The organism is Micromonospora sp. IBSANI012, from assembly GCF_052814045.1.
The window spans coordinates 1288159-1305447 of the sequence record NZ_CP199933.1; the positions used below are offsets into that span (position 1 = coordinate 1288159).

The following is a 17289-nucleotide window of genomic DNA, read 5'->3' on the forward strand; positions in this document are numbered from 1 at the left end:
CGCCCGGGCGCCACCTCGCCGGCCGGCCCGATGGTCCCCTACCCCCGGGCCGGCCGGCGACGTCCTCGCCGACCGGCGTGCGCGCGACGTGGCGGCGTCCCACGGAGGGGACACCGCCACGTCGGGTGGATCGTTCGGCTCAGTTGCCGCTGCCCACCCCGCAGTTCGGGGCGGACCAGGTGGTCCTGTTCGTCGTTCGGTCGCTGTTGTTCTCGCGCCGCGAGTCCACGTGCACGTGGGTGCTGTGGCCGGGGTACCCGGGGCCGAGGATCCCGCTGAACCCGTGGTTGCGCGAGGCCCGGGCGAGCTCGCACAGCGACCTGTTCCGCGAGGTCACGTCGGCGGCGTTGCCGTAGAGGTGCTGGCTGTCCGACGCGCCGCCGACCTGGTTGTTGCAGGCGGTGCTGCGGAAGCCGCCGTTGACGTTGATCGGGTGGTCGCCCAGCCCTCGGCGCAGCGCCTCCAGCTTCCACATGGTCCGCACCGCGTTGGCCCGGGTCTGGTCCGCCGACAGCGGGCCCCCGCTCCACCCGCCGCGGCCGCATCCGTCGTCCAGCTCGGAGTAGCTGAAGTGCGCCGGGGTGCAGTCGTTGTCCTGCAACTGGTAGAGCTTGTTGAAGGTCTGCGGTCCGGCGATGCCGTCGCTGCGCAGCCCGTACGCCGTCTGGAACCGCTTGACCGCGGCGGCGGTCTCCGGTCCGTAGCGGCCGTCGATGCGGACGATCCCGCCGGCGCCGGCCCAACCGGCGACCCGGATCTGCAACTGGCGCACGTCGTTGCCGGAGCTTCCGGCGGAGAGGGTGCGTTGCCAGGTGTAACAGCCGTCGGCGTGGGCCGCTGGAGCCGCGACCACCGAGGCGATCGCGGCTCCCGGCAGCGCCAGGGCGAACGCGACGGCAGCCCGCTTCAAGGTGTTCACGCGCACAGAAGTCCTCCCGATAGGAGAGCGATTGAGGTGACCCGTCAGGACATCGACCGGAACGTCCCGCGCTTTCCACCCTGACAGCTCGGCTGCCGGTTGGTGGCGATTAACGAGAATTGTCCTCACGATCGACCGTGCCTGGGCATTGCCTGTGAATTGCGGTGAATTGCGAAACACCCATTCGGAGCACACGTTGCGGGACCGGAATGGACGACCCGACAGGTCGGCAAGGTGACACGGGGGAGTCCGTCGGCACACTCCGGGTGATGTCGCCGCCCCGTCCCGGCCCGGTAACGTCAGGCGCGGTGGTGTGACGGGGGAGGTGGACGTGGCACGCGGTGGCGTCTTCTGCGTCGAGGGGCAGTGGCACCGGGACCTCAACGAGCGCGGCTCCGTGCTGCCCACCCTGGAGCTGCTGGAACGGCTCGGCCGGATCCGCTTCATCCACAAGGACGCCGCCACCCGGGACGAGCTCTTCTACTTCCTCGACCGCTGGCTGCTCAAGCAGTACGCCGACTACCGGGTCGGTTTCTTCGCCATGCACGGCGAGCCGAGCCGGCTCTGCCTCACCGACTGGGATTCCGTGGAGCTGACCGACGTGGCGCAGCGGATGGCCGGCCGGTGCGAGGGACGCCGGCTCTATTTCGGCAGCTGTTCGGTGCTGCGGGCCTCCGATGCCGTGCTGCGCGACTTCCTGGAGGTCACCGGAGCGGCCCTGATCTGCGGTTTCACCCGCGACGTCGACTGGGTCGAATCGGCCGCCTTCGAAACCGTGCTGCTCGACGTGCTCGCCAACGGCCAGCGGCACAACGCCGCCGAGCTGCGGATGGGCTCGGCGCACTGGGCGCCGCTCGCGGCGTACCTCGGTTTCCGGGTGATCTACGCCAACGGCCGCGCCTGGCGCCCGACGGCCCGGCCCCGGGTCCCCACCCAGGCCGCTCCCGGCGGCGTCGCCGGCCGGGCCCGCTGACCCGGCCCGGCCCGCGGCCGGAGCACGCCGGCCCGGGCCTGGTAGAACCGACACATGGCACGCACCATCGCGAGCAACACCCGGGTCGACCGGGACGCCCTGATCGAGTTCATCCGCCCCCGACACCGGGTCCTGCTGATGGCCACCCGGTCCGACGGCCGGCCGCAGTCCTCGCCGGTCTCCTGCGGGGTCGACGCCGAGGGCCGGCTGGTCATCTCCACCTACCCGGAGCGGGCGAAGGTGGCTAACATCCGCCGCGACCCGCGCGTCTCCGCGTGCGTGCTCTCGGACGACTGGAACGGGCCCTGGGTGCAGGTCGACGGCACCGCCGAGGTGCTCGACCTGCCGGACGCCCTGGAGCCGCTGGTGGAGTACTTCCGCAGCATCTCCGGCGAGCACCCGGACTGGGACGAGTACCGGCAGGCGATGGTCCGCCAGGGCAAGTCCCTGATCCGGGTCACCATCGAGAGCTGGGGGCCGATCGCCACCGGCGGCTTCCCGGCCCGGCTGGCCGACTAGGTCCTAAGCCTCAGTACGCGGCGGTGAACCGCATGTTCTCGAAGCGCGGGTTCTCGATCTCGTCGACGATGGCGACCGCCAGGTCCTCGTAGGTCAGCACCGAACGGCCGCCCTCGTCGACCACCGGGTGCTCGGTGCCGGTGCGGTAGCGGCCGGTCCGCTCGCCCGGGTGGAACTCCACCGGCGGCGGGGACAGATAAGTCCAGGTCAGCCCGTCGGCCGAGGCCCGGTAGAGGGCGAGGGCGTCTGCCTGGCCCAGCGCCGCGTCCCGATACTCGTCGGGGAAGTCCGGCTCGTCGAGGAGCGGCGTGTCGTTCGGCGTCAGCAGGGTCGCCCCGCCGCCGACGTGGATGAGCCGGGGCGGGTTCGGTACGTCCCGCAGGACGGTGACCAGGTTCTCCGCCGCGTCGCGCCAGAGCGCCCGCTCCCCGCCGCCGATCGCCACCACGATGACGTCGGCGTCGGTGGCCAGTTCCCGGACGCTCTGCGCCGAGGTGGCGTCCCCGGTCGCCACCTTCACCCCGGCGGGTAGCCAGGTGAGCGCCTCCGGGCGGCGGACCGCCGCCGTGACCCGGTGTCCCCGACCGGCCGCCTCGGTGACGATCCGCGAGCCCGCGGTGCCACCGGCGCCGTACACCACGACGTTGCTCATGCCGGCACTCCGCTGCGGCTGACGGCTCGCTCGCTGCGCTCGCTCATGCCGTCCAGGCTATGGACCGGTCCGGCCGCCCGTCGGCGGAACGGCTCAGTCGACCAGGGCGGAGTAGACCAGCTGGCGCAGCTGCGAGCGCAGCGGGTAGGTGCTCGACGGCATCAGCTGGGTGAACAGCAGCGCGGTGATCTCCTCCACCGGGTCGACCCAGAAGGCCGTGCTGGCCAGGCCGCCCCAGTAGTACTCGCCGACGCTGCTGGGCACCCGGGCGGGCACCGGGTCCTGCACCACGGCGAAGCCCAGGCCGAAGCCGATGCCGTCCAGCACCGTCTCGGCGAACCCCTCGGGCTCGAACGACGCCAGGTCGCCGCCACCGGGCAGGTGGTTGCGGGTCATGTAGCGGACCGTGCGGGGCGCGAGCAGGCGTACGCCGCCCAGCTCGCCGCCGCGCAGCAGTAGCTGGGTGAACCGGTGGTAGTCGGCGGCCGTGGAGACCAGCCCGCCGCCGCCGGAGAGGCAGTCGGGGCGGTTCAGCGCGGCGGCCCCGATCCGGTCGACGCGGACCGCCTGCCCGGTGCCGGGATGCGGGGTGTAGAGGGCGGCGAGCCGTTTGGCGTCCGGCTCGTCGACCCACCAGCGGGTGTCGGTCATGCCCAGCGGGGTGAGGATCCGCTCGGTGAAGAACGCGTCCAGGCTCTGTCCGGAGACCACCTCGACCAGCCGGCCCAGCACGTCGGTGGAGACGCCGTAGTTCCAGCCGGTGCCGGGCTGGAACATCAGCGGCAGCCGGGCCATCCCGGCCGAGGCGCCGGCCAGGTCCAGCCCGGCCGGCACGCCCAGGTCGTAGCCAGCGGCGCGGTAGAGGGCGTCGACCACCGAGGTCTGCGCGAAGCCGTACGTCAGGCCGGAGGTGTGGGTGAGCAGGTGCCAGACCCGGATCGGCTCGATCGCCGGCACCGTGTACGGCTTGAGCGCCGAACCCTTGTCGAAGACCCGGGCGTCGGCGAACTCCGGCAGCCAGCGGCTGATCGGGTCGTTCAGCTCGAAGTGGCCCTCCTCCCAGAGCATCATCGCCGCGACGGAGGTGATCGGCTTGGTCATCGAGTAGATGCGCCAGAGGGTGTCCCGCTCCACCGGCGCGCCGGCCTCCACGTCCCGCATGCCGTACGTCGAGGAGTGCGCGATCTCGCCGCGGCGGGTGACCACGATCTGCCAGCCGGCGAGCCGGCCGTCGTCGACGTACCGGCCGAAGTGTTGGTCGATGCGCGCGAGTCGCGCCGGGTCGAAGCCGATGAGGTCCGGGTCGGTAGTACGTGCCACGCTCACGTCGCCGAACCTACTAGTCGGTACGCCGGCGGCGGAAGGCCCACCGCCGCTGTCGGTGCCGCCGCATAGGGTGGTGCGATGCCCGAGCCGACCGAGGACGTCACCTTCCGCCAGCAGGACTGGTACGCCGAGGAGCTGGTCGACCGGCATTTCGTCAACTGTGTCTTCCACGACGTCGACCTCACCCAGGCGGTGAGCCGGAACGCCTCGTTCACCGGGTGCACCTTCGGCAACGTGCGGTTCAACTCCTCCCGGCACGTCGACTCGGCCTTCACCCGCTGCGTGTTCCGGCGGTGCAACTTCTTCGAGGCGGAGTTCACCGGCTGCAAGCTGGTGGGCAGCACCTTCGACCAGTGCGACCTGCGGCCGTTGCGGGTCGCCGGCGGCGACTGGTCGTTCGTCGCGCTGCCCGGGGCGGACCTGCGCGGGGTGAGCGTCACCGACGTGCGGATGCGGGAGGCCGACCTGACCGGGGCCAACCTGACCGGGGCGACGGTGACCGGCGTCGACCTCTCCGCCGCGCAGCTGCACGCCGTGCGGCTGGGCCGGGCGGACCTGCGCGGCAGCGACCTCACCGCGCTGGACCCGACGGCGGTCGAGCGGGCCGGCGCGCTGATCGACCCGGAGCAGGCGCTGGTGCTGGCCCAAGCGCTGGGCTTCGAGATCCGCTGACCCCGGGCAGCCGCCAGCCAGCAGCCGGGCAGCCGGGCGGGCACCGCAGTGCGCTTCGTGCGCCTCGCCGGCTTCGAGGCGGTGACGACCCTGAAGTACCGTCGCGTCGGGCGTCGGTGCGGATGCCCGGTTCGGTGGGGTCTGCCACCTCCTGCCGGGCACCCGGGGAAATCGGCGCTGACCTGGTTGATCTTCGCCGAGGCGCGGCGCGGCGCGGCGGTCTACCGCCCGGACGGCATCACTGATAGGAAAGTTTCCGTCACTACCGCTTGGTAACGAACTGGAAACGCCCCTGCCCCCGCAGGTGGCGCAAGAGGCCGTTCGGATGAAAACGTGAGGCGGCTCACGCAGCGACCCGCGACCGCCGCGCGGGCGCGACCGTGGATGTGGAGAGCGGAGAAGCGGTGACGGACGACGAGCCGAGACGGACGGGGTTCGACCGGGGCCTGAACACGGCACGCCGGATCGCCCGGCACCGGCAACGTCGTCGGTGGACCGTCGAGGCGCTCACCGCCGTCGTCTGCCTCGCCGCGCTGGTGGCGTACCTCAGCATCGACCCGGAGCCCGAGCCCCGCGGCGAGGGCGCGGCACTGCCCGGCGTGGCCTCGACGCCGGCCGGCCGCCCGACCGGCCTGCCCGGCCAGGTGACCGGGGCCGGGGTCGCGTCGCCGGGGTTGCGGCCCCGGCAGCGCCCGCCGACGCCCCCACCGTCGCCCTCGCTGACCCCGACGCCGGCGCCGCAGCCGACGACGCCGCTGCTCAGCGTGTCCCGGGCCGACGTGCCGGCCATCGTGGACCTGACCCACCTCGGCACCCGGGACTGGGTGCACTGGGGGCTGCGCGGCCCGGACTCCGTGGTCCGCAAGCGCGGGGGCTCGGGCGAGATCCGCGACGAGGGCGGGCCGGGCGCCCGCAGCAGCTACGACACCGACCCGGAGCTGTTCGGCTGGCGCGACGGCGCCCCGGTGCAGGGCGAGGGGGGCACCTCGACCGGCATCCACACCTGCGACGTCGGCAACGGCTTCCGCCTCGCCGTGCTCGGCAGCGGCGAGCTGCGCACCGTCCACCTCTTCGCCGGGCTCTGGATGGCCCGCGGCCGGCTCGACGTGCGGCTCTCCACCGGCGGCCCGACCAGCACCCTGCGCCTGGAGGACCCGCACACCAACCACAGCGCCCAGTTCGTCGTCCGGTTCCGGGTCGCCGCAGGGCAGAAGCTGCTGATCTCCTGGACCACCGAGGAGACCTTCAACGACTGCGGCAACGTCGCCCTGCGCGCGGTCGCCCTGCGCTGACCCGGTTCGCCCGCTCCGCGCGGCGGGGCGGAGTAGCGTGGGCGCGACGACGACGACAAAGCGCGGGAGGCAGGCCGTGACGGCGGGCGAGCAGGTGCTGGACAGCCCCGAGGGCTGGGTGGCCGACCACATCCGACGGTACGTCGAGACCGGCGGCGAGCAGGGGCACGAGTGGCGGCCGGGCGTCTTCACCCTGCTGCTGACCACCCGTGGTCGCCGCAGCGGCAAGCTGCGCCGGACCGCGCTGATCTACGGCCGCGACGGCGACGACTACCTGGTCGTGGCCTCGCAGGGCGGCGCGCCGCAGCATCCGGCCTGGTACCTGAACCTGCTCGCCGATCCCGAGGCCGAGGTTCAGGTGGGCGCCGAGACGTTCGCGGTGCGGGCGCGGACCGCCGGGCCCGAGGAGAAGCCCCGGATGTGGCGGACGATGGTCGACATCTGGCCGGCGTACGACGGCTACCAGACCAGGACCGACCGGGAGATCCCGGTGGTGGTGCTGGAGCGGGTGTGACCCTTACCCGCCCCTTACCCGCGAGGTAATCGACGGGCCGGGGTGACCGGCGCAGAATCGTCCCCAGTGGCCCGGCGGCACGGGCCGATCCCACGGGGAGGGACGATGCCCGCCTTCGCGCTGGCCCACCTGCGCACGCCGCAGATCAACGAGGACGTCCTCGAGTACATCGAGAAGATCCAGTCCACTCTCGACCCGTACCAGGGCCGGTTCCGGGTGCACGGCGCCGAGGTGGAGGTGCTCGAGGGAGACTGGCCCGGGACGGTGGTGATCGTCGAGTTCCCGGACGTCGAGCAGGCCCGGGCCTGGTACCGGTCGCCGGCGTACCAGGAGATCCTGCCGCTGCGCACCCGGCACATCGAGGGTTCGACGCTGATCGTCCAAGGGGTCGGGCCGGACTACGACCCGCGCCGCACCGCCGCCCGACTGCGCGAGGCCGCCGCGGCGGCCGGCTGAGCCGACGGGTGCGGGGGCCCCGGCGGGGCCCCCGCACCCGTTCTCAGCAGGCGATCGGCTTCACCCAGGAGCACTCCAGCCCCTCGGGCGCGCGCGGCGCGTCGGGCGCCACCGGCGGCGCCACCCGCGCGGTGGTCACGCTCTTCTCGGTGTACGACGCCAGCGCGATGGCGATCTGGTCCTCCAGCCCCTTCACCGACGAGGCCAGGTAGTTGTTGAGCACCACGGAGAAGGCCAGCACCCGGCCGTCGGCGTCGGTGACGTAGCCGGAGAGGCCGGAGACCCCGGTCAGGCTGCCGGTCTTGGCGTGCACGTTGTTCGCCGCCGGCGTGTTGCGCATCCGGCTGCGCAGCGTCCCGCCGACGAAACGCTCGGCGTTGCCGGCGATCGGCAGGGCGGCGTACCAGTCGGCGAACCAGGGCTCGGCGCGGACCGCGGCGAGCAGGGCGACGAACTCGGCCGGCGGGATGAGGTTGCGCCGGGACAGCCCGGAGCCGTCGCGCTGGCGCAGGGTGCCGGTGTCCATGCCGGTGTCGGCGACGTACTCGCTGATCGCGGTCAGCCCCGCCGACCAGGTGCCCGAGCCGGAGATGACCCGCCCGACCTCCTTGGTGAGCACCTCGGCGTGCCCGTTGTTGGACAGCTTCAGGAACGGCACCATCAGCTCGGCGAGGGTCATCGAGTCGTGCCGGGCCACCGGTGCCGCGTCGTCCGGGGTGGCCCGGCCGAGCACGGTACGCCCGAGCACCCGCACGCCGTGGCGGCGCAGCGCGGCCCGGAAGACGTCGGCGGCGTACCCGGTCGGCTCCCAGACGGTCATCCAGTCGCTGGCCGCCGCGTCGCCGACGGCGATCTGGCCGGTGACCACCACGGTGTTGGTGCCGTGCTCCCGTTCGAAGGTGATCGTGGTCTCGCCCTCGGCGACCGTCTCGGCCCGGTTGTCGATCCGCACGTAGCCGTTGGGCGGCGTCATGGTGACCGTCGGCGGCGCGCCCGCGCTAGCGGCCGGGGCGGCGTGCACGATCACGTTGCCGGCGTCGTAGTCGGTGTCCGGGGCGACGGTCAGCGCCGAGACCTGCGCCGCGTAGTAGTACGACTCGTCGTCCCAGGTCCAGTCCGGACCGAGCCGGGTGCGGTCGTAGCGGGTGTCGTCGGCGACCAGGTTGCCGGTCACCACCCGTACGCCGTCCGCGGCCACCTCGGCGGCGAGCGCGTCGTAGTCGGCGGCGAGCATCGTCGGGTCGCCGCCGCCGCGCAGGTACAGGTCGCCGGAGACCAGCCCGGCCCGGCGCTGCCCGGTGCTGTGCACGTCGGTGGTGAACCGGTGCCCCGGGCCGAGCAGTTCCAGCGCCGCGGTCGAGGTGAGCAGCTTGGTGTTGGAGGCGGGGATCAGTCGGCGGTCACCGTTGCGGTCGTACAGGGTCTGCCCGGTGGCGGTGTCCACCACGACCACGCCCGCCTGCGCTCCGGTGAGCCGGGCGTCGGCGAGGATCGCGTCGATGGTGGCGTGCAGCCGGGTGGCCGCCGGGGTCGGCGACTCGGCGGTGGCGGGGAGGGCGCCGGCGGCGGCCACGGTGGCGGCGAGCGTCGCCAGCGCCAGACTCCGGGTAAAGAGACGACGATGCATGCGTCGACGCTGTCACGGAGATTTCCGCCAGGCAAGACTCCTCGCCGAAAGTTTTTTCCGGATCTCGGTCCGGGCGCGGCGGGGCGGCGGCTGACCGGCCCCGGCCACCTCGCTCCCAGCGTACGGCGACAGCGGCGCTGAGGAGCGGAAACGCCGCAGGCGCGGGGGCGCTCCCACAGAGCGCGCTCTATTTGACGGACGCCCGCTGAGGGGGCACGGTGGGTGAGGGGGCCGCGCGATGCGCCCCGATTCGCCGGGCGACGACCGATTCGCCGTCAGGTGCGCGCTCCGCAACTCCGCGCGACGTCCCGAGAACCCACGAGGAGTTCCGCCATGCTCACCATGACCGACAACGCCGTGCTCGTGATCCGCGACCTCGCCCTCCAACAGGACGTCGCCCAGGACGGCGGGCTGCGCATCGCCGCGGACACCGACGCCGGCTCCCTCACCATCGAGCTGGTGCCGGAACCGGCGCAGGGCGACAAGGTGGTCGACAACCAGGGCGCCCGCATCTTCCTCGACCCGGACGCCGCCGAGCTGCTCGAAGACACCTCGGTCGACGCCGTCGTCGACGACGAGGGCATCGTGCAGTTCGGCTTCACCGAGAGGGAGTGACTCAGCCGGCCCGGCGCGCCTCGCCGCCCCGGTGCGGCCGGGTGGGACGGCCGCGTTCCTCCTCGCCGCGCCACGGGCCGGGGCGCTGGTCCCGGGCCGGCCGGGTCAGCGTGGCCAGCACGTGCGCCAGGTGGTGCGACGTGCTCCACGCCGTCCAGTTGGTCGGCGAGCCCGCACCGGCCACCCGCCGGGCGCGGCGCACCAGCTCGTGGTCGCCCCAGGAGAAGCCGGCCCCGGCCGGCGGCCAGTGCGGCGCCGCCACCAGCGTGCGGCACAGGTCCGCGAAGCGCTCGTCGCCCCGGCCGCCCCGCCGCGACCAGCGGTAGACCCACCAGGCGCCGTCCGCCGTGTACCGCACCGTGGGGAACCGGTCACCCGGCCCCTCCGCGGCGGGCGACGCGGCGGCGACGCCGTAGTCGCCGTACCCGACGCCGAGGTCGGCGAGGCGCTGCCAGAGCAGCCAGTCCCAGCGGTCCAGGCGTACCGGCTCGTCGGTGGGGAGACGGGACAGCGTCGGCGGCATCCCGCCGGCCGCCACGGTCACCGTGCGCCAGGTGTGCCGGCGCGCCCAGTCCACCAACCGCCGCACCCGTGGCTCGGTCACCCGCAGGTCGGCCGGGCAGCAGACGTCGCCGGCGTCGATGAGCAGGTCGCACTGCTCCGGCACCAGCCGGCCGTACCGCCAGATCCGCTCCGCCGCGGCGGTGCTCGCGTCCGGCCCGGCCCGGTCCTGCCCGGCCCGCAGCCGGACCACGGCGCGCCGGGCGTACTCCTGCGCCGCGACCCCGTGCGCCACCAGCCGGCGGTCGCTGTCGGCCAGCCCGATCACCGGCACCACCGGTACGCCCCAGCGGACCAGCTCGGTCTCCGGCACCTCGGGCAGGGCGGAGACGTCGACCGCCGGGACGAGCCCGACCGGCAGTCGGCCGAGCAGGTCGAGGGTGATCGGGTCGACTGTGGAGAGTTCGAGAACCGGAGCGAGCAGTGGAACCACGGCGCCATCCAGATGGGACAGCGCCTCCAGCTCGCCCCGCCGGCTGGCGAGGATGGGGCGGTAGACCGGATCCGCCACCCGACCCCGGTGGGCGGGCACCATACCTCAGCCTAGCCAGACATTCGCCTGCGTCACAGGGGCGAACGGCCCGTGGTGACCGGAAACCGTTGCGGCCGACCGCCGATCGGCCCGGCCGAAGTCAGGGGTGGGCCGGCCGTTCGGGCCGTGCTTGACTGGCCGGTGCCGCCGACGGTGAGGAGCAGCCGATGCCGCAGGACGCTTGGATCCTGCTCGTCCCGGGGAGCACCCGGGCCGGGTCCACCAACACCGCCGCCCTGCGTACCGCGCACGCCCTGGCTGTGCCGGGGGTGAGCACCATGCTGTACGACGCGCTGCGGGAGCTGCCCGCCTTCGACCCGGACCAGGTCGACGCGCCGCCCGCGCCGGTGGTGGCGCTGCGTGCCGCGCTCGCCGACGCCGACGCGGTGCTCTTCTGCACCCCCGAGTACGCCGGCACCCTGCCGGGCAGCTTCAAGAACCTGCTCGACTGGACGGTCGGCAACGGCGACCTGTACGGCAAGCCGGTGGCCTGGGTGACCGTGGCCGCGCCCGGCCGCGGCGCCGGGGCGGAGCAGACCCTGCGGATGGTGCTGGGCTACCTCGGCGCCGACATCGTCGAGCCCGCCTGCGTACGCCTGCCGGTGCCCCGCGACGGCGTCGGCGCGGACGGGTTGCTGGCCGACGCGGAGCTGCGGACCGGCCTGGCCGACGTGCTGGGCCGCCTCGGCGCGCACGTCGACCGGGCCGCCGCCGTGCCGGCCTCCGGTCCGCCCGCCCGCCCCTGACCGGGCGCCGGCGGGCGGTCCGGCTGCGCGCCGGCTCAGTCGTCGTCCCCGTGCCGGTCGCCGCCGTGGTCGTCGCCGCCCCGGTCGTCCCCGCCGTGCCGCCGGTCGTCGTCTCCGTCGTCGCTGTCGTCCGCGCCGTCCCGGCGGTCGCCGCCCCGATCGTCCGAGCCGGCCGCGTCGTCGCCGTGCCGGTCGTCCGCGCCGGCCCGCCGACCGTCCCGGGCCGTCCGGTCGTCGCCGCTCTCCGGCCGGACGCGCAGCACCGCACCGGTGTCCCGGTCGACGTGGACGTCCCAGCCGGCGGCGCCGGACACTACCTCGACGCTCCACACCGGACGGCCGTGCTCCCGCTCGGCCTCGACGTCGACGACCCAGCCGCCGCCCACCGCGGCGAGGGCGATCGCCCCGGCCCGGTCCCGGTCGACCCCGCCCGGCGTCGCCCCGGCCGTGGACGGGCTGTCGTCGGGCGTGGGGGTGTCGTCGACGCTCGCGGCGGCGAGGGCGGCGCGCGGGGCGTCGGCCTGCCGGTCGGCGGCGGTGACGCCGAGGGCCGCGCCGGTCACCGCCAGCACCGCCACGCCACCGGCCGAGGCCAGGATCAGAGAGGTACGTCGCATGATGTCCACCTTCCGTCGGTCCCGTTCGCTGTCCTGCCGAGCATCGACCGGAGGCGGATAGCGGCGCGCTGTCCCGACGCTAAGCGGTGGTTATCCCGGCGGTCGGCCCAACCACAGGCGCACCACGGCCCCGCCGCCCGGCCCGGTGCCGAGTTCGAGGTGACCGCCGCCGGCCCGGGCTGCCCGGTCGGCGATGTCCAGGCCGAGGCCGGTCGACCCCGCCCCGCTGGACCCCCGCCGGGCCGCCCCGGCGGGCAGCCCGGGCCCCTCGTCGGCGACGGTCAGCAGCACCCCGTCGGCGTCCGCCGCCAGCCGCACGGCGAACGGGGTGCCGTCCGGGGTGTGCGCGAAGACGTTGCCCAGCAGGGCGTCCACCACCGCCGCCAGCTCGTCGGCGGCCACCCCGACGGGCAGCGGCCCCGGCGCCAGATCCAGAGTCACCCGCCGACCGGTGTCCTCGGCCAGCACCGACCAGAACGCCACCCGCTCGCCGACCACCGCCGCCGCGTCGCTGACCGCGCGGCCGGCGGCGGGCGAGCTGCGCCAGCGGGCCTCGCGGATCAGCCCGCTGACCGCCCGTTCCAGCCCGTCGACGGCGGCGGTGACCCGGGCCGCGTCGTCCGGGTCGCGCAGCGACTCCGCCTCCAGCCGCAGCGCGGTCAGCGGGGTGCGCAGCCGGTGCGACAGGTCCGCCACCTGCTCCCGCTCCTCCCGCAGCAGCACCTGGATCCGGCCGGCCAGGTGGTTGAGCGCGCCGGCCACCTCGCGCAGCTCCGCCGGCCCGGCCGGCTCGACCCGGGCGTCCAGCTCGGCGTTGGCCAGCCGGTGAGACACCGTGGACAGCTCGGTGATCGGGCGGGTGAGCGAGCCGGCGAGCCGGTCGGCGACCACCAGACCCACCACCACCAGGAGCGCGCCGAGCAGCGCCAGCACCGTCCACGCCCGGGTCACCCCGGCGGTCAGCTCGGCCCGGGGCACCACCGTGCGGATCACCGCCGCCCCCTCCGGCCGGCCCTGGACGGCGATGACCACCTCCCGGCCGCCGTCGGACTCCGCGGTCAGGCTCTGCCCCCGCGCGGCCAGCGCCACCGCCGGCGTACGCGGCGCGGGCGCGCCCAGCACCGTGCCGTCGGGCAGGAAGACGGTGACCGGCCGCCCCGACTCGGCGACGAGCTGCTCGACGGTGATCCGGACGGTGTCGAGCTCGGCGGTGCCGACCACCGGCACCAGGCTCTGCGCGTCGGCCGTCGCGCGCACGGTCGCCCGGTCCTCGGCGACGGTGCGGACCAGCAGCGCCAGCGGCACCAGAAAGGCGATCAGGGTGAGCACGCTGACCGACGCGACCAGCAGGGCCAGCCGTCGTCTCACCCGACGGTCCCGGGCGGTGGCGCCAGCCGCACGCCGACGCCCCGGACGGTGTGCAGGTAGCGGGGCTGCTGGGCGTTCTCGCCGAGCTTGCGGCGCAGCCAGGACAGGTGCACGTCGACGGTCTTGTCGGCGCCGCCGTACGGGATCCGCCACACCTCGGTCAGCAGCTCCCGCTTGGTCACCACCTGCCCGGGCCGGCCGGCAAGGTGGTGCAGCAGGTCGAACTCGCGCGGGGTCAGCTCCACCGGAACCCCGTCCAGGCTGACCTGGCGGGTACGCGGGTCGATCCGCAGTCCGCCGACCACCAGCGCCGGATCGGCGTCCCGGTCATCCGGGGCGGCTCGGCGCAGCACCGCGCGGGCCCGGGCGTCCAACTGCGCCGCGGTGAACGGCTTGACCACGTAGTCGTCCGCCCCGGCGTCGAGGATCCGGACGATCTCCCGCTCGTCGTCGCGCGCGGTGGCCACGATGACCGGCACGGAGCTGACCGCCCGGAGCATCCGCAGCAGCTCGGCACCGTCCAGGTCGGGCAGTCCCAGATCGAGCACGACCAGGTCCGGCCGGTCCTCGAGCGCGTCCCGCAGGCCGGTCAGGGCGGTGGAGGCGGCGGCCACGGCGTGCCCGCGGTCGCGCAGCGCGCGAATCAGCGGCGTACGGATGGTGAGATCGTCCTCGATCAGCAGCAGGCGGGCCACACCTGGCAGGCTAATCCGCGGCGCCGCTGCCGGCCGCCCGCCGCAACCCTCCCTTAACCCTGCCCTGGGCGCGCCGCAACCCGGCGTCGGGCAGACTCGGGGAATGCCCGGTCGCCCCCTGCTCGCCGTGCTCGGTTGGCTCGCCACCGCGGTCGCCGCGCTGCTCATCGGCCTGGCGGCGATCCGGCTGGTGGGGGAGAGCATCAGCGGCACCCCGGGTGGCGTCCGCAGCCAGGAGGAGGTGCGGCGGGCGCTCGCGACGGCGCCGCCGTCCCCCGCCGGGGTCACCCCGCCGGCCGTCGGCCCGACACCCTCCGGCGTCGCCGTCACCTCGGCCGCGGGCGCGCGTCGGGTGCTGGCCACCACCGGCGGGACGGCGGTGGCCGAGTGCGGGCCGTCGGGGGTGCGGCTGATCTCCTGGGCGCCGGCGCAGGGCTACCGGGTCCGCGACGTCGACCGGGGCCCGGACGAGCACGTCGAGGTCCGCTTCGCCGGCCCGGAGGGCGAGGACGAGCTGAAGGTGGTCTGCGTCGGCTCCCCGCCCGTGCCCCAACGCCGCCACTGAGGCATAACCGCAGGTCAGAGAGGGCATCGCGCACGGGTCTTCGTGCGCACGTTCGCCGGGGACGGCAGCGCCGCCGACCAGCCGTTCCACCTGGCGGTGCTGACCTGAAAGCCCGGACACGGGCGCACGGCGCCGCACGACCCCTGGGTCGTCACGTCGCCGCGCTCCGGCCGTCTCCCACCACCGCAGCCCTTCGGCGGTACGCCAGCGGGGACCTGGCTCGACAGCTGCGCGTACGCAGCCGTCAGTGTGGTCGATGCCCGTTGCGCGGGGCGGCAAACCTCCGGCGGGTGGGGAATTCCACCATCTGCCAGTCCCGGCGTGACGGAGGCCCGGGCCGGGTATGAGCGCGCCATGGAGCATTTCACGATCGCGACCGTCGCCCAGAAGAGCCCGGACTTCCGCCGGGTGCTCTGGACCGGTGAGAAGACCCAGCTTGTGATCATGACCATCCCGCCGGGCGGCGAGATCGGTGAGGAGGTGCACGACGGGATCGACCAGATCCTGACCTTCGTCAGCGGTACCGGCGAGGCGCGGGTGGCGGGGGAGACCAGGGAGGTCGTCCAGGGCGACCTGGTGGTGGTGCCGGCCGGCACCAAGCACAACTTCGTCAACACCGGGCCGAACCCGCTGGTGCTCTACACCGTCTACGGCCCGCCGGAGCACGCCGACCAGGTGGTGCACCGGACGAAGGAGGCGGCCGACGCGGCGGAGGCGGCCGGCGAGGACGAGCCGCCGACGTCCTGACCGCCCCGGTGGCAGCGGTCCACCGGCCCCGCCGACCGGCCCGCCCGGCCGGCCCGTTGACCGGCCTGAACGCGGTCGGTCCGGGTACCCGGGGCGGGTGGACCAGCCGCCGATCTCCGACTACGGGTTCCTCTCCGACTGTCGCTCCGGTGCGCTGGTCGGCCGGGACGGCTCGGTCGACTGGTGGTGCCCCGACCGGTTCGACTCGCCGTCGGTCTTCGGCCGGCTGCTCGACCCGGAGGCCGGGTACTGGCGGCTGGCGCCGCTCGGGCCGTCCCGGGTGGAGCGGTCGTACCAGCCGGACACGCTGGTGCTGCGGACGGTCCACCACACCCCCGAGGGGAGCGTCGCGGTCACCGACGCGCTCGCCGCCGAGTTGGGCGCCCGCGGTCACCAACTGGGCATGAACTCCCCGGCGGTGCTGCTGCGGGTGGTCGAGGGGCTCGCTGGGCGGGTCCGGATGGGGCTGGACTTCGCGCCCCGCCCCGAGTACGGCCTGCTCACCCCGTACCTGCACGAGCAGGCCGACGGCGCGGTGCTGGCCGTCGCCGGCCCGGTGGCGCTGACCCTGCGCGGCAACGGGCCGGCGCTGCGCGCCGGGCGGGACCGGGTCCGCCAGGAGTTCGAGGTCACCGCCGGGCAGTGCGTCGGCTTCGACCTGGCGTATGCGCCGGTGCACGGCGACCCGCCGGCCCGAATGGACCCGTTGACCGCGCTCGCCGAGACGGTGCAGGCGTGGCAGGCGTACCGGGGGCCGCACCACTACGACGGTCCGTACGCCGAGCAGGTGCGCCTGAGCACGACGGTGCTCACCGGTCTGACCTACACCCGCAGCGGCGCGGTCGCCGCGGCGCTGACCACGGCGCTGCCGGAGCGGTACGGCGGCGAACGCAACTACGACTACCGCTACTCCTGGCTGCGCGACTTCTCGATGACGATGCGCGCGTTCTGGGTGGCCGCCTGCCCGACCGAGACGAACCGGCTCTTCGCCTGGGCGACCCGCGCGATCGGCCGGATCGGCGACGAGCCGGTCCCGGTGCTCTTCGGCTTGGAGGGGGAACGGGACATCTCCGAGCGCGAGCTGGAGCACCCGCGCGGCTACGCGGGCAGCCGCCCGGTGCGGGTCGGCAACGACGCCTGGCGACAGCGGCAGCTGGACGTGCCCGGTGAGGTGATCTCGGCGGTCTGGCGGCTGCACGAGTATCTCGGCGAGACCTTCGAAGAGGAGTTGCGCGAGATGGTGGTCGGGCTGGCCGAGCAGGTCGCCGCGACCTGGCGGTTGCCGGATCACGGGATGTGGGAGACCCGGGACGCCGAGCGGCACCACCTGTCGTCCAAGGTGCTCTGCTGGAGCGCCCTGCACCGGGCCGTCGAGTTGGCGCCCCGGCTGGGTGAGCGGGCTGACCCGCGGCGGTGGGCCGCGATCCGCGACGAGATCCGGGACACGGTGCTGCGCGACGGCTGGAACGACCGGATCGGGGCGTTCACCGGGGCCTTCGGGTCGGCGGAGCTGGACGCCTCGGCGCTGCTGCTGCCGATGTTGCAGTTTCTGCCCGCCACCGACCCCCGGATGCGCGCCACCATCGAGGCGATCGAGCGGGAGCTGGGCACCGACGACGGCCTGGTACGACGGTGGGGCACCGACCCGGCCGGCTTCGTGCTCTGCTCGTTCTGGCTGGTCGAGTGCCTGCTGTTGGCGGGCGAGGAGGGCCGGGCCCGGCGGCTGTTCGAGCAGATGCTCGGGCACGCCAACGACCTCGGGCTCCTCGCCGAGCAGGTGGACCTGCGGACCGGCGCGCAGCTCGGCAACACGCCGCAGGCGCTGTCGCACATCGGGCTGATCAACGCGGCCTGGCGGTTCGCGGATCTGAGCTCCGGCTGAGCGCCGCGACG

Annotated in this window: 19 protein-coding genes; 11 read left to right on the top strand and 8 right to left on the bottom strand. The window is 74.4% G+C overall.

The window, feature by feature from the left end:
* Positions 1-139 precede the first annotated feature (139 nt).
* Entirely contained in the window at positions 140-925 is a 786-nt protein-coding gene (locus ACTWM8_RS06145; protein WP_446212957.1) for a D-Ala-D-Ala carboxypeptidase family metallohydrolase, read from the bottom strand.
* Between the two features lie 325 nt (positions 926-1250).
* On the opposite strand from ACTWM8_RS06145, the gene ACTWM8_RS06150 reads away from it, so the two are divergent.
* Positions 1251-1892 (top strand): DUF6642 family protein, encoded by a 642-nt coding sequence (locus ACTWM8_RS06150; RefSeq protein ID WP_179803364.1) that lies wholly within the window; start codon positions 1251-1253, stop codon positions 1890-1892.
* 54 nt (positions 1893-1946) lie between these two features.
* Complete coding sequence (locus tag ACTWM8_RS06155) at positions 1947-2411, top strand: PPOX class F420-dependent oxidoreductase (RefSeq protein WP_446212958.1); 465 nt, start codon at positions 1947-1949, stop codon at positions 2409-2411.
* Between the two features lie 10 nt (positions 2412-2421).
* Here the strand turns inward: ACTWM8_RS06155 and ACTWM8_RS06160 are convergent, their stop codons facing one another.
* Both ACTWM8_RS06160 and ACTWM8_RS06165 read right to left on the bottom strand, forming a co-directional pair.
* Positions 2422-3063 carry an NAD(P)-dependent oxidoreductase gene (locus ACTWM8_RS06160; protein ID WP_446212959.1) on the bottom strand — a complete coding sequence of 214 codons (642 nt, stop codon included), beginning with the start codon at positions 3061-3063 and terminating at the stop codon, positions 2422-2424.
* A gap of 93 nt (positions 3064-3156) precedes the next feature.
* Complete coding sequence (locus tag ACTWM8_RS06165) at positions 3157-4389, bottom strand: serine hydrolase domain-containing protein (RefSeq protein ID WP_446212960.1); 1233 nt, start codon at positions 4387-4389, stop codon at positions 3157-3159.
* Positions 4390-4467: 78 nt separating this feature from the next.
* Here ACTWM8_RS06165 and ACTWM8_RS06170 point away from each other — a divergent pair, with 78 nt between their 5' ends.
* The 4 genes from ACTWM8_RS06170 to ACTWM8_RS06185 all read left to right on the top strand — a co-directional run bounded on the left by ACTWM8_RS06170 (position 4468) and on the right by ACTWM8_RS06185 (position 7323).
* Positions 4468-5061, top strand: a complete 594-nt coding sequence (locus ACTWM8_RS06170) for a pentapeptide repeat-containing protein (RefSeq protein WP_446212961.1) — start codon at positions 4468-4470, stop codon at positions 5059-5061.
* A gap of 404 nt (positions 5062-5465) precedes the next feature.
* Positions 5466-6353, top strand: a complete 888-nt coding sequence (locus tag ACTWM8_RS06175) for a hypothetical protein (protein WP_446212962.1) — start codon at positions 5466-5468, stop codon at positions 6351-6353.
* Between the two features lie 76 nt (positions 6354-6429).
* Positions 6430-6867 carry a nitroreductase family deazaflavin-dependent oxidoreductase gene (locus tag ACTWM8_RS06180; RefSeq protein WP_446212963.1) on the top strand — a complete coding sequence of 146 codons (438 nt, stop codon included), beginning with the start codon at positions 6430-6432 and terminating at the stop codon, positions 6865-6867.
* A 105-nt stretch (positions 6868-6972) separates the two neighbouring features.
* Positions 6973-7323 carry a DUF1330 domain-containing protein gene (locus ACTWM8_RS06185; RefSeq protein ID WP_446212964.1) on the top strand — a complete coding sequence of 117 codons (351 nt, stop codon included), beginning with the start codon at positions 6973-6975 and terminating at the stop codon, positions 7321-7323.
* A 43-nt stretch (positions 7324-7366) separates the two neighbouring features.
* On the opposite strand, the gene dacB is transcribed toward ACTWM8_RS06185, so the two are convergent.
* Complete coding sequence (gene dacB / locus ACTWM8_RS06190) at positions 7367-8950, bottom strand: D-alanyl-D-alanine carboxypeptidase/D-alanyl-D-alanine endopeptidase (RefSeq protein WP_446212965.1); 1584 nt, start codon at positions 8948-8950, stop codon at positions 7367-7369.
* A 333-nt stretch (positions 8951-9283) separates the two neighbouring features.
* Between dacB and ACTWM8_RS06195 the strand changes: the two genes are divergently transcribed.
* Positions 9284-9565: a HesB/IscA family protein gene (locus tag ACTWM8_RS06195; protein WP_446212966.1), complete on the top strand. Its 282-nt coding sequence runs from the start codon at positions 9284-9286 to the stop codon at positions 9563-9565.
* A gap of 1 nt (position 9566) precedes the next feature.
* Here ACTWM8_RS06195 and ACTWM8_RS06200 read toward each other — a convergent pair whose 3' ends face one another.
* Positions 9567-10661 (bottom strand): beta family protein, encoded by a 1095-nt coding sequence (locus ACTWM8_RS06200; protein ID WP_446212967.1) that lies wholly within the window; start codon positions 10659-10661, stop codon positions 9567-9569.
* Positions 10662-10825: 164 nt separating this feature from the next.
* Between ACTWM8_RS06200 and ACTWM8_RS06205 the strand changes: the two genes are divergently transcribed.
* The gene (locus ACTWM8_RS06205) at positions 10826-11404 is read left to right on the top strand and encodes an NADPH-dependent FMN reductase (protein WP_446212968.1); all 579 of its coding nucleotides are present in this window, start codon (positions 10826-10828) and stop codon (positions 11402-11404) included.
* 35 nt (positions 11405-11439) lie between these two features.
* Here the strand turns inward: ACTWM8_RS06205 and ACTWM8_RS06210 are convergent, their stop codons facing one another.
* From ACTWM8_RS06210 to ACTWM8_RS06220, 3 genes are all read right to left on the bottom strand, one after another.
* Positions 11440-12021 (bottom strand): PepSY domain-containing protein, encoded by a 582-nt coding sequence (locus ACTWM8_RS06210; protein WP_446212969.1) that lies wholly within the window; start codon positions 12019-12021, stop codon positions 11440-11442.
* 90 nt (positions 12022-12111) lie between these two features.
* Complete coding sequence (locus tag ACTWM8_RS06215; RefSeq protein ID WP_446212970.1) at positions 12112-13389, bottom strand: ATP-binding protein; 1278 nt, start codon at positions 13387-13389, stop codon at positions 12112-12114.
* Positions 13386-14084 carry a response regulator transcription factor gene (locus tag ACTWM8_RS06220; RefSeq protein ID WP_446212971.1) on the bottom strand — a complete coding sequence of 233 codons (699 nt, stop codon included), beginning with the start codon at positions 14082-14084 and terminating at the stop codon, positions 13386-13388. Before ACTWM8_RS06220 ends, ACTWM8_RS06215 begins: the two co-directional genes overlap by 4 nt.
* A 103-nt stretch (positions 14085-14187) precedes the next feature.
* On the opposite strand from ACTWM8_RS06220, the gene ACTWM8_RS06225 reads away from it, so the two are divergent.
* The 3 genes from ACTWM8_RS06225 (at position 14188) to ACTWM8_RS06235 (ending at position 17278) form a co-directional block, all read left to right on the top strand.
* Positions 14188-14649 (top strand): septum formation initiator, encoded by a 462-nt coding sequence (locus ACTWM8_RS06225; protein WP_446212972.1) that lies wholly within the window; start codon positions 14188-14190, stop codon positions 14647-14649.
* A 354-nt stretch (positions 14650-15003) separates the two neighbouring features.
* On the top strand, positions 15004-15396 hold the full coding sequence (locus ACTWM8_RS06230) for a cupin domain-containing protein (protein WP_446212973.1): 393 nt from the start codon (positions 15004-15006) through the stop codon (positions 15394-15396).
* A gap of 97 nt (positions 15397-15493) precedes the next feature.
* Positions 15494-17278, top strand: a complete 1785-nt coding sequence (locus ACTWM8_RS06235; protein ID WP_446212974.1) for a glycoside hydrolase family 15 protein — start codon at positions 15494-15496, stop codon at positions 17276-17278.
* The last annotated feature ends 11 nt before the right edge of the window (positions 17279-17289 follow it).

Bases quoted from the DNA above. Each gene is read 5' to 3' on its own strand.
- ACTWM8_RS06225 (WP_446212972.1), top strand. From the start codon at position 14,188: ATGCCCGGTCGCCCCCTGCTCGCCGTGCTCGGTTGGCTCGCCACCGCG.
- ACTWM8_RS06230 (WP_446212973.1), top strand. From the start codon at position 15,004: ATGGAGCATTTCACGATCGCGACCGTCGCCCAGAAGAGCCCGGACTTC.
- ACTWM8_RS06200 (WP_446212967.1), bottom strand. From the start codon at position 10,661: ATGGTGCCCGCCCACCGGGGTCGGGTGGCGGATCCGGTCTACCGCCCC.
- ACTWM8_RS06160 (WP_446212959.1), bottom strand. From the start codon at position 3,063: ATGAGCAACGTCGTGGTGTACGGCGCCGGTGGCACCGCGGGCTCGCGG.
- dacB (WP_446212965.1), bottom strand. From the start codon at position 8,950: ATGCATCGTCGTCTCTTTACCCGGAGTCTGGCGCTGGCGACGCTCGCC.
- ACTWM8_RS06185 (WP_446212964.1), top strand. From the start codon at position 6,973: ATGCCCGCCTTCGCGCTGGCCCACCTGCGCACGCCGCAGATCAACGAG.
- ACTWM8_RS06195 (WP_446212966.1), top strand. From the start codon at position 9,284: ATGCTCACCATGACCGACAACGCCGTGCTCGTGATCCGCGACCTCGCC.
- ACTWM8_RS06210 (WP_446212969.1), bottom strand. From the start codon at position 12,021: ATGCGACGTACCTCTCTGATCCTGGCCTCGGCCGGTGGCGTGGCGGTG.
- ACTWM8_RS06170 (WP_446212961.1), top strand. From the start codon at position 4,468: ATGCCCGAGCCGACCGAGGACGTCACCTTCCGCCAGCAGGACTGGTAC.
- ACTWM8_RS06155 (WP_446212958.1), top strand. From the start codon at position 1,947: ATGGCACGCACCATCGCGAGCAACACCCGGGTCGACCGGGACGCCCTG.
- ACTWM8_RS06205 (WP_446212968.1), top strand. From the start codon at position 10,826: ATGCCGCAGGACGCTTGGATCCTGCTCGTCCCGGGGAGCACCCGGGCC.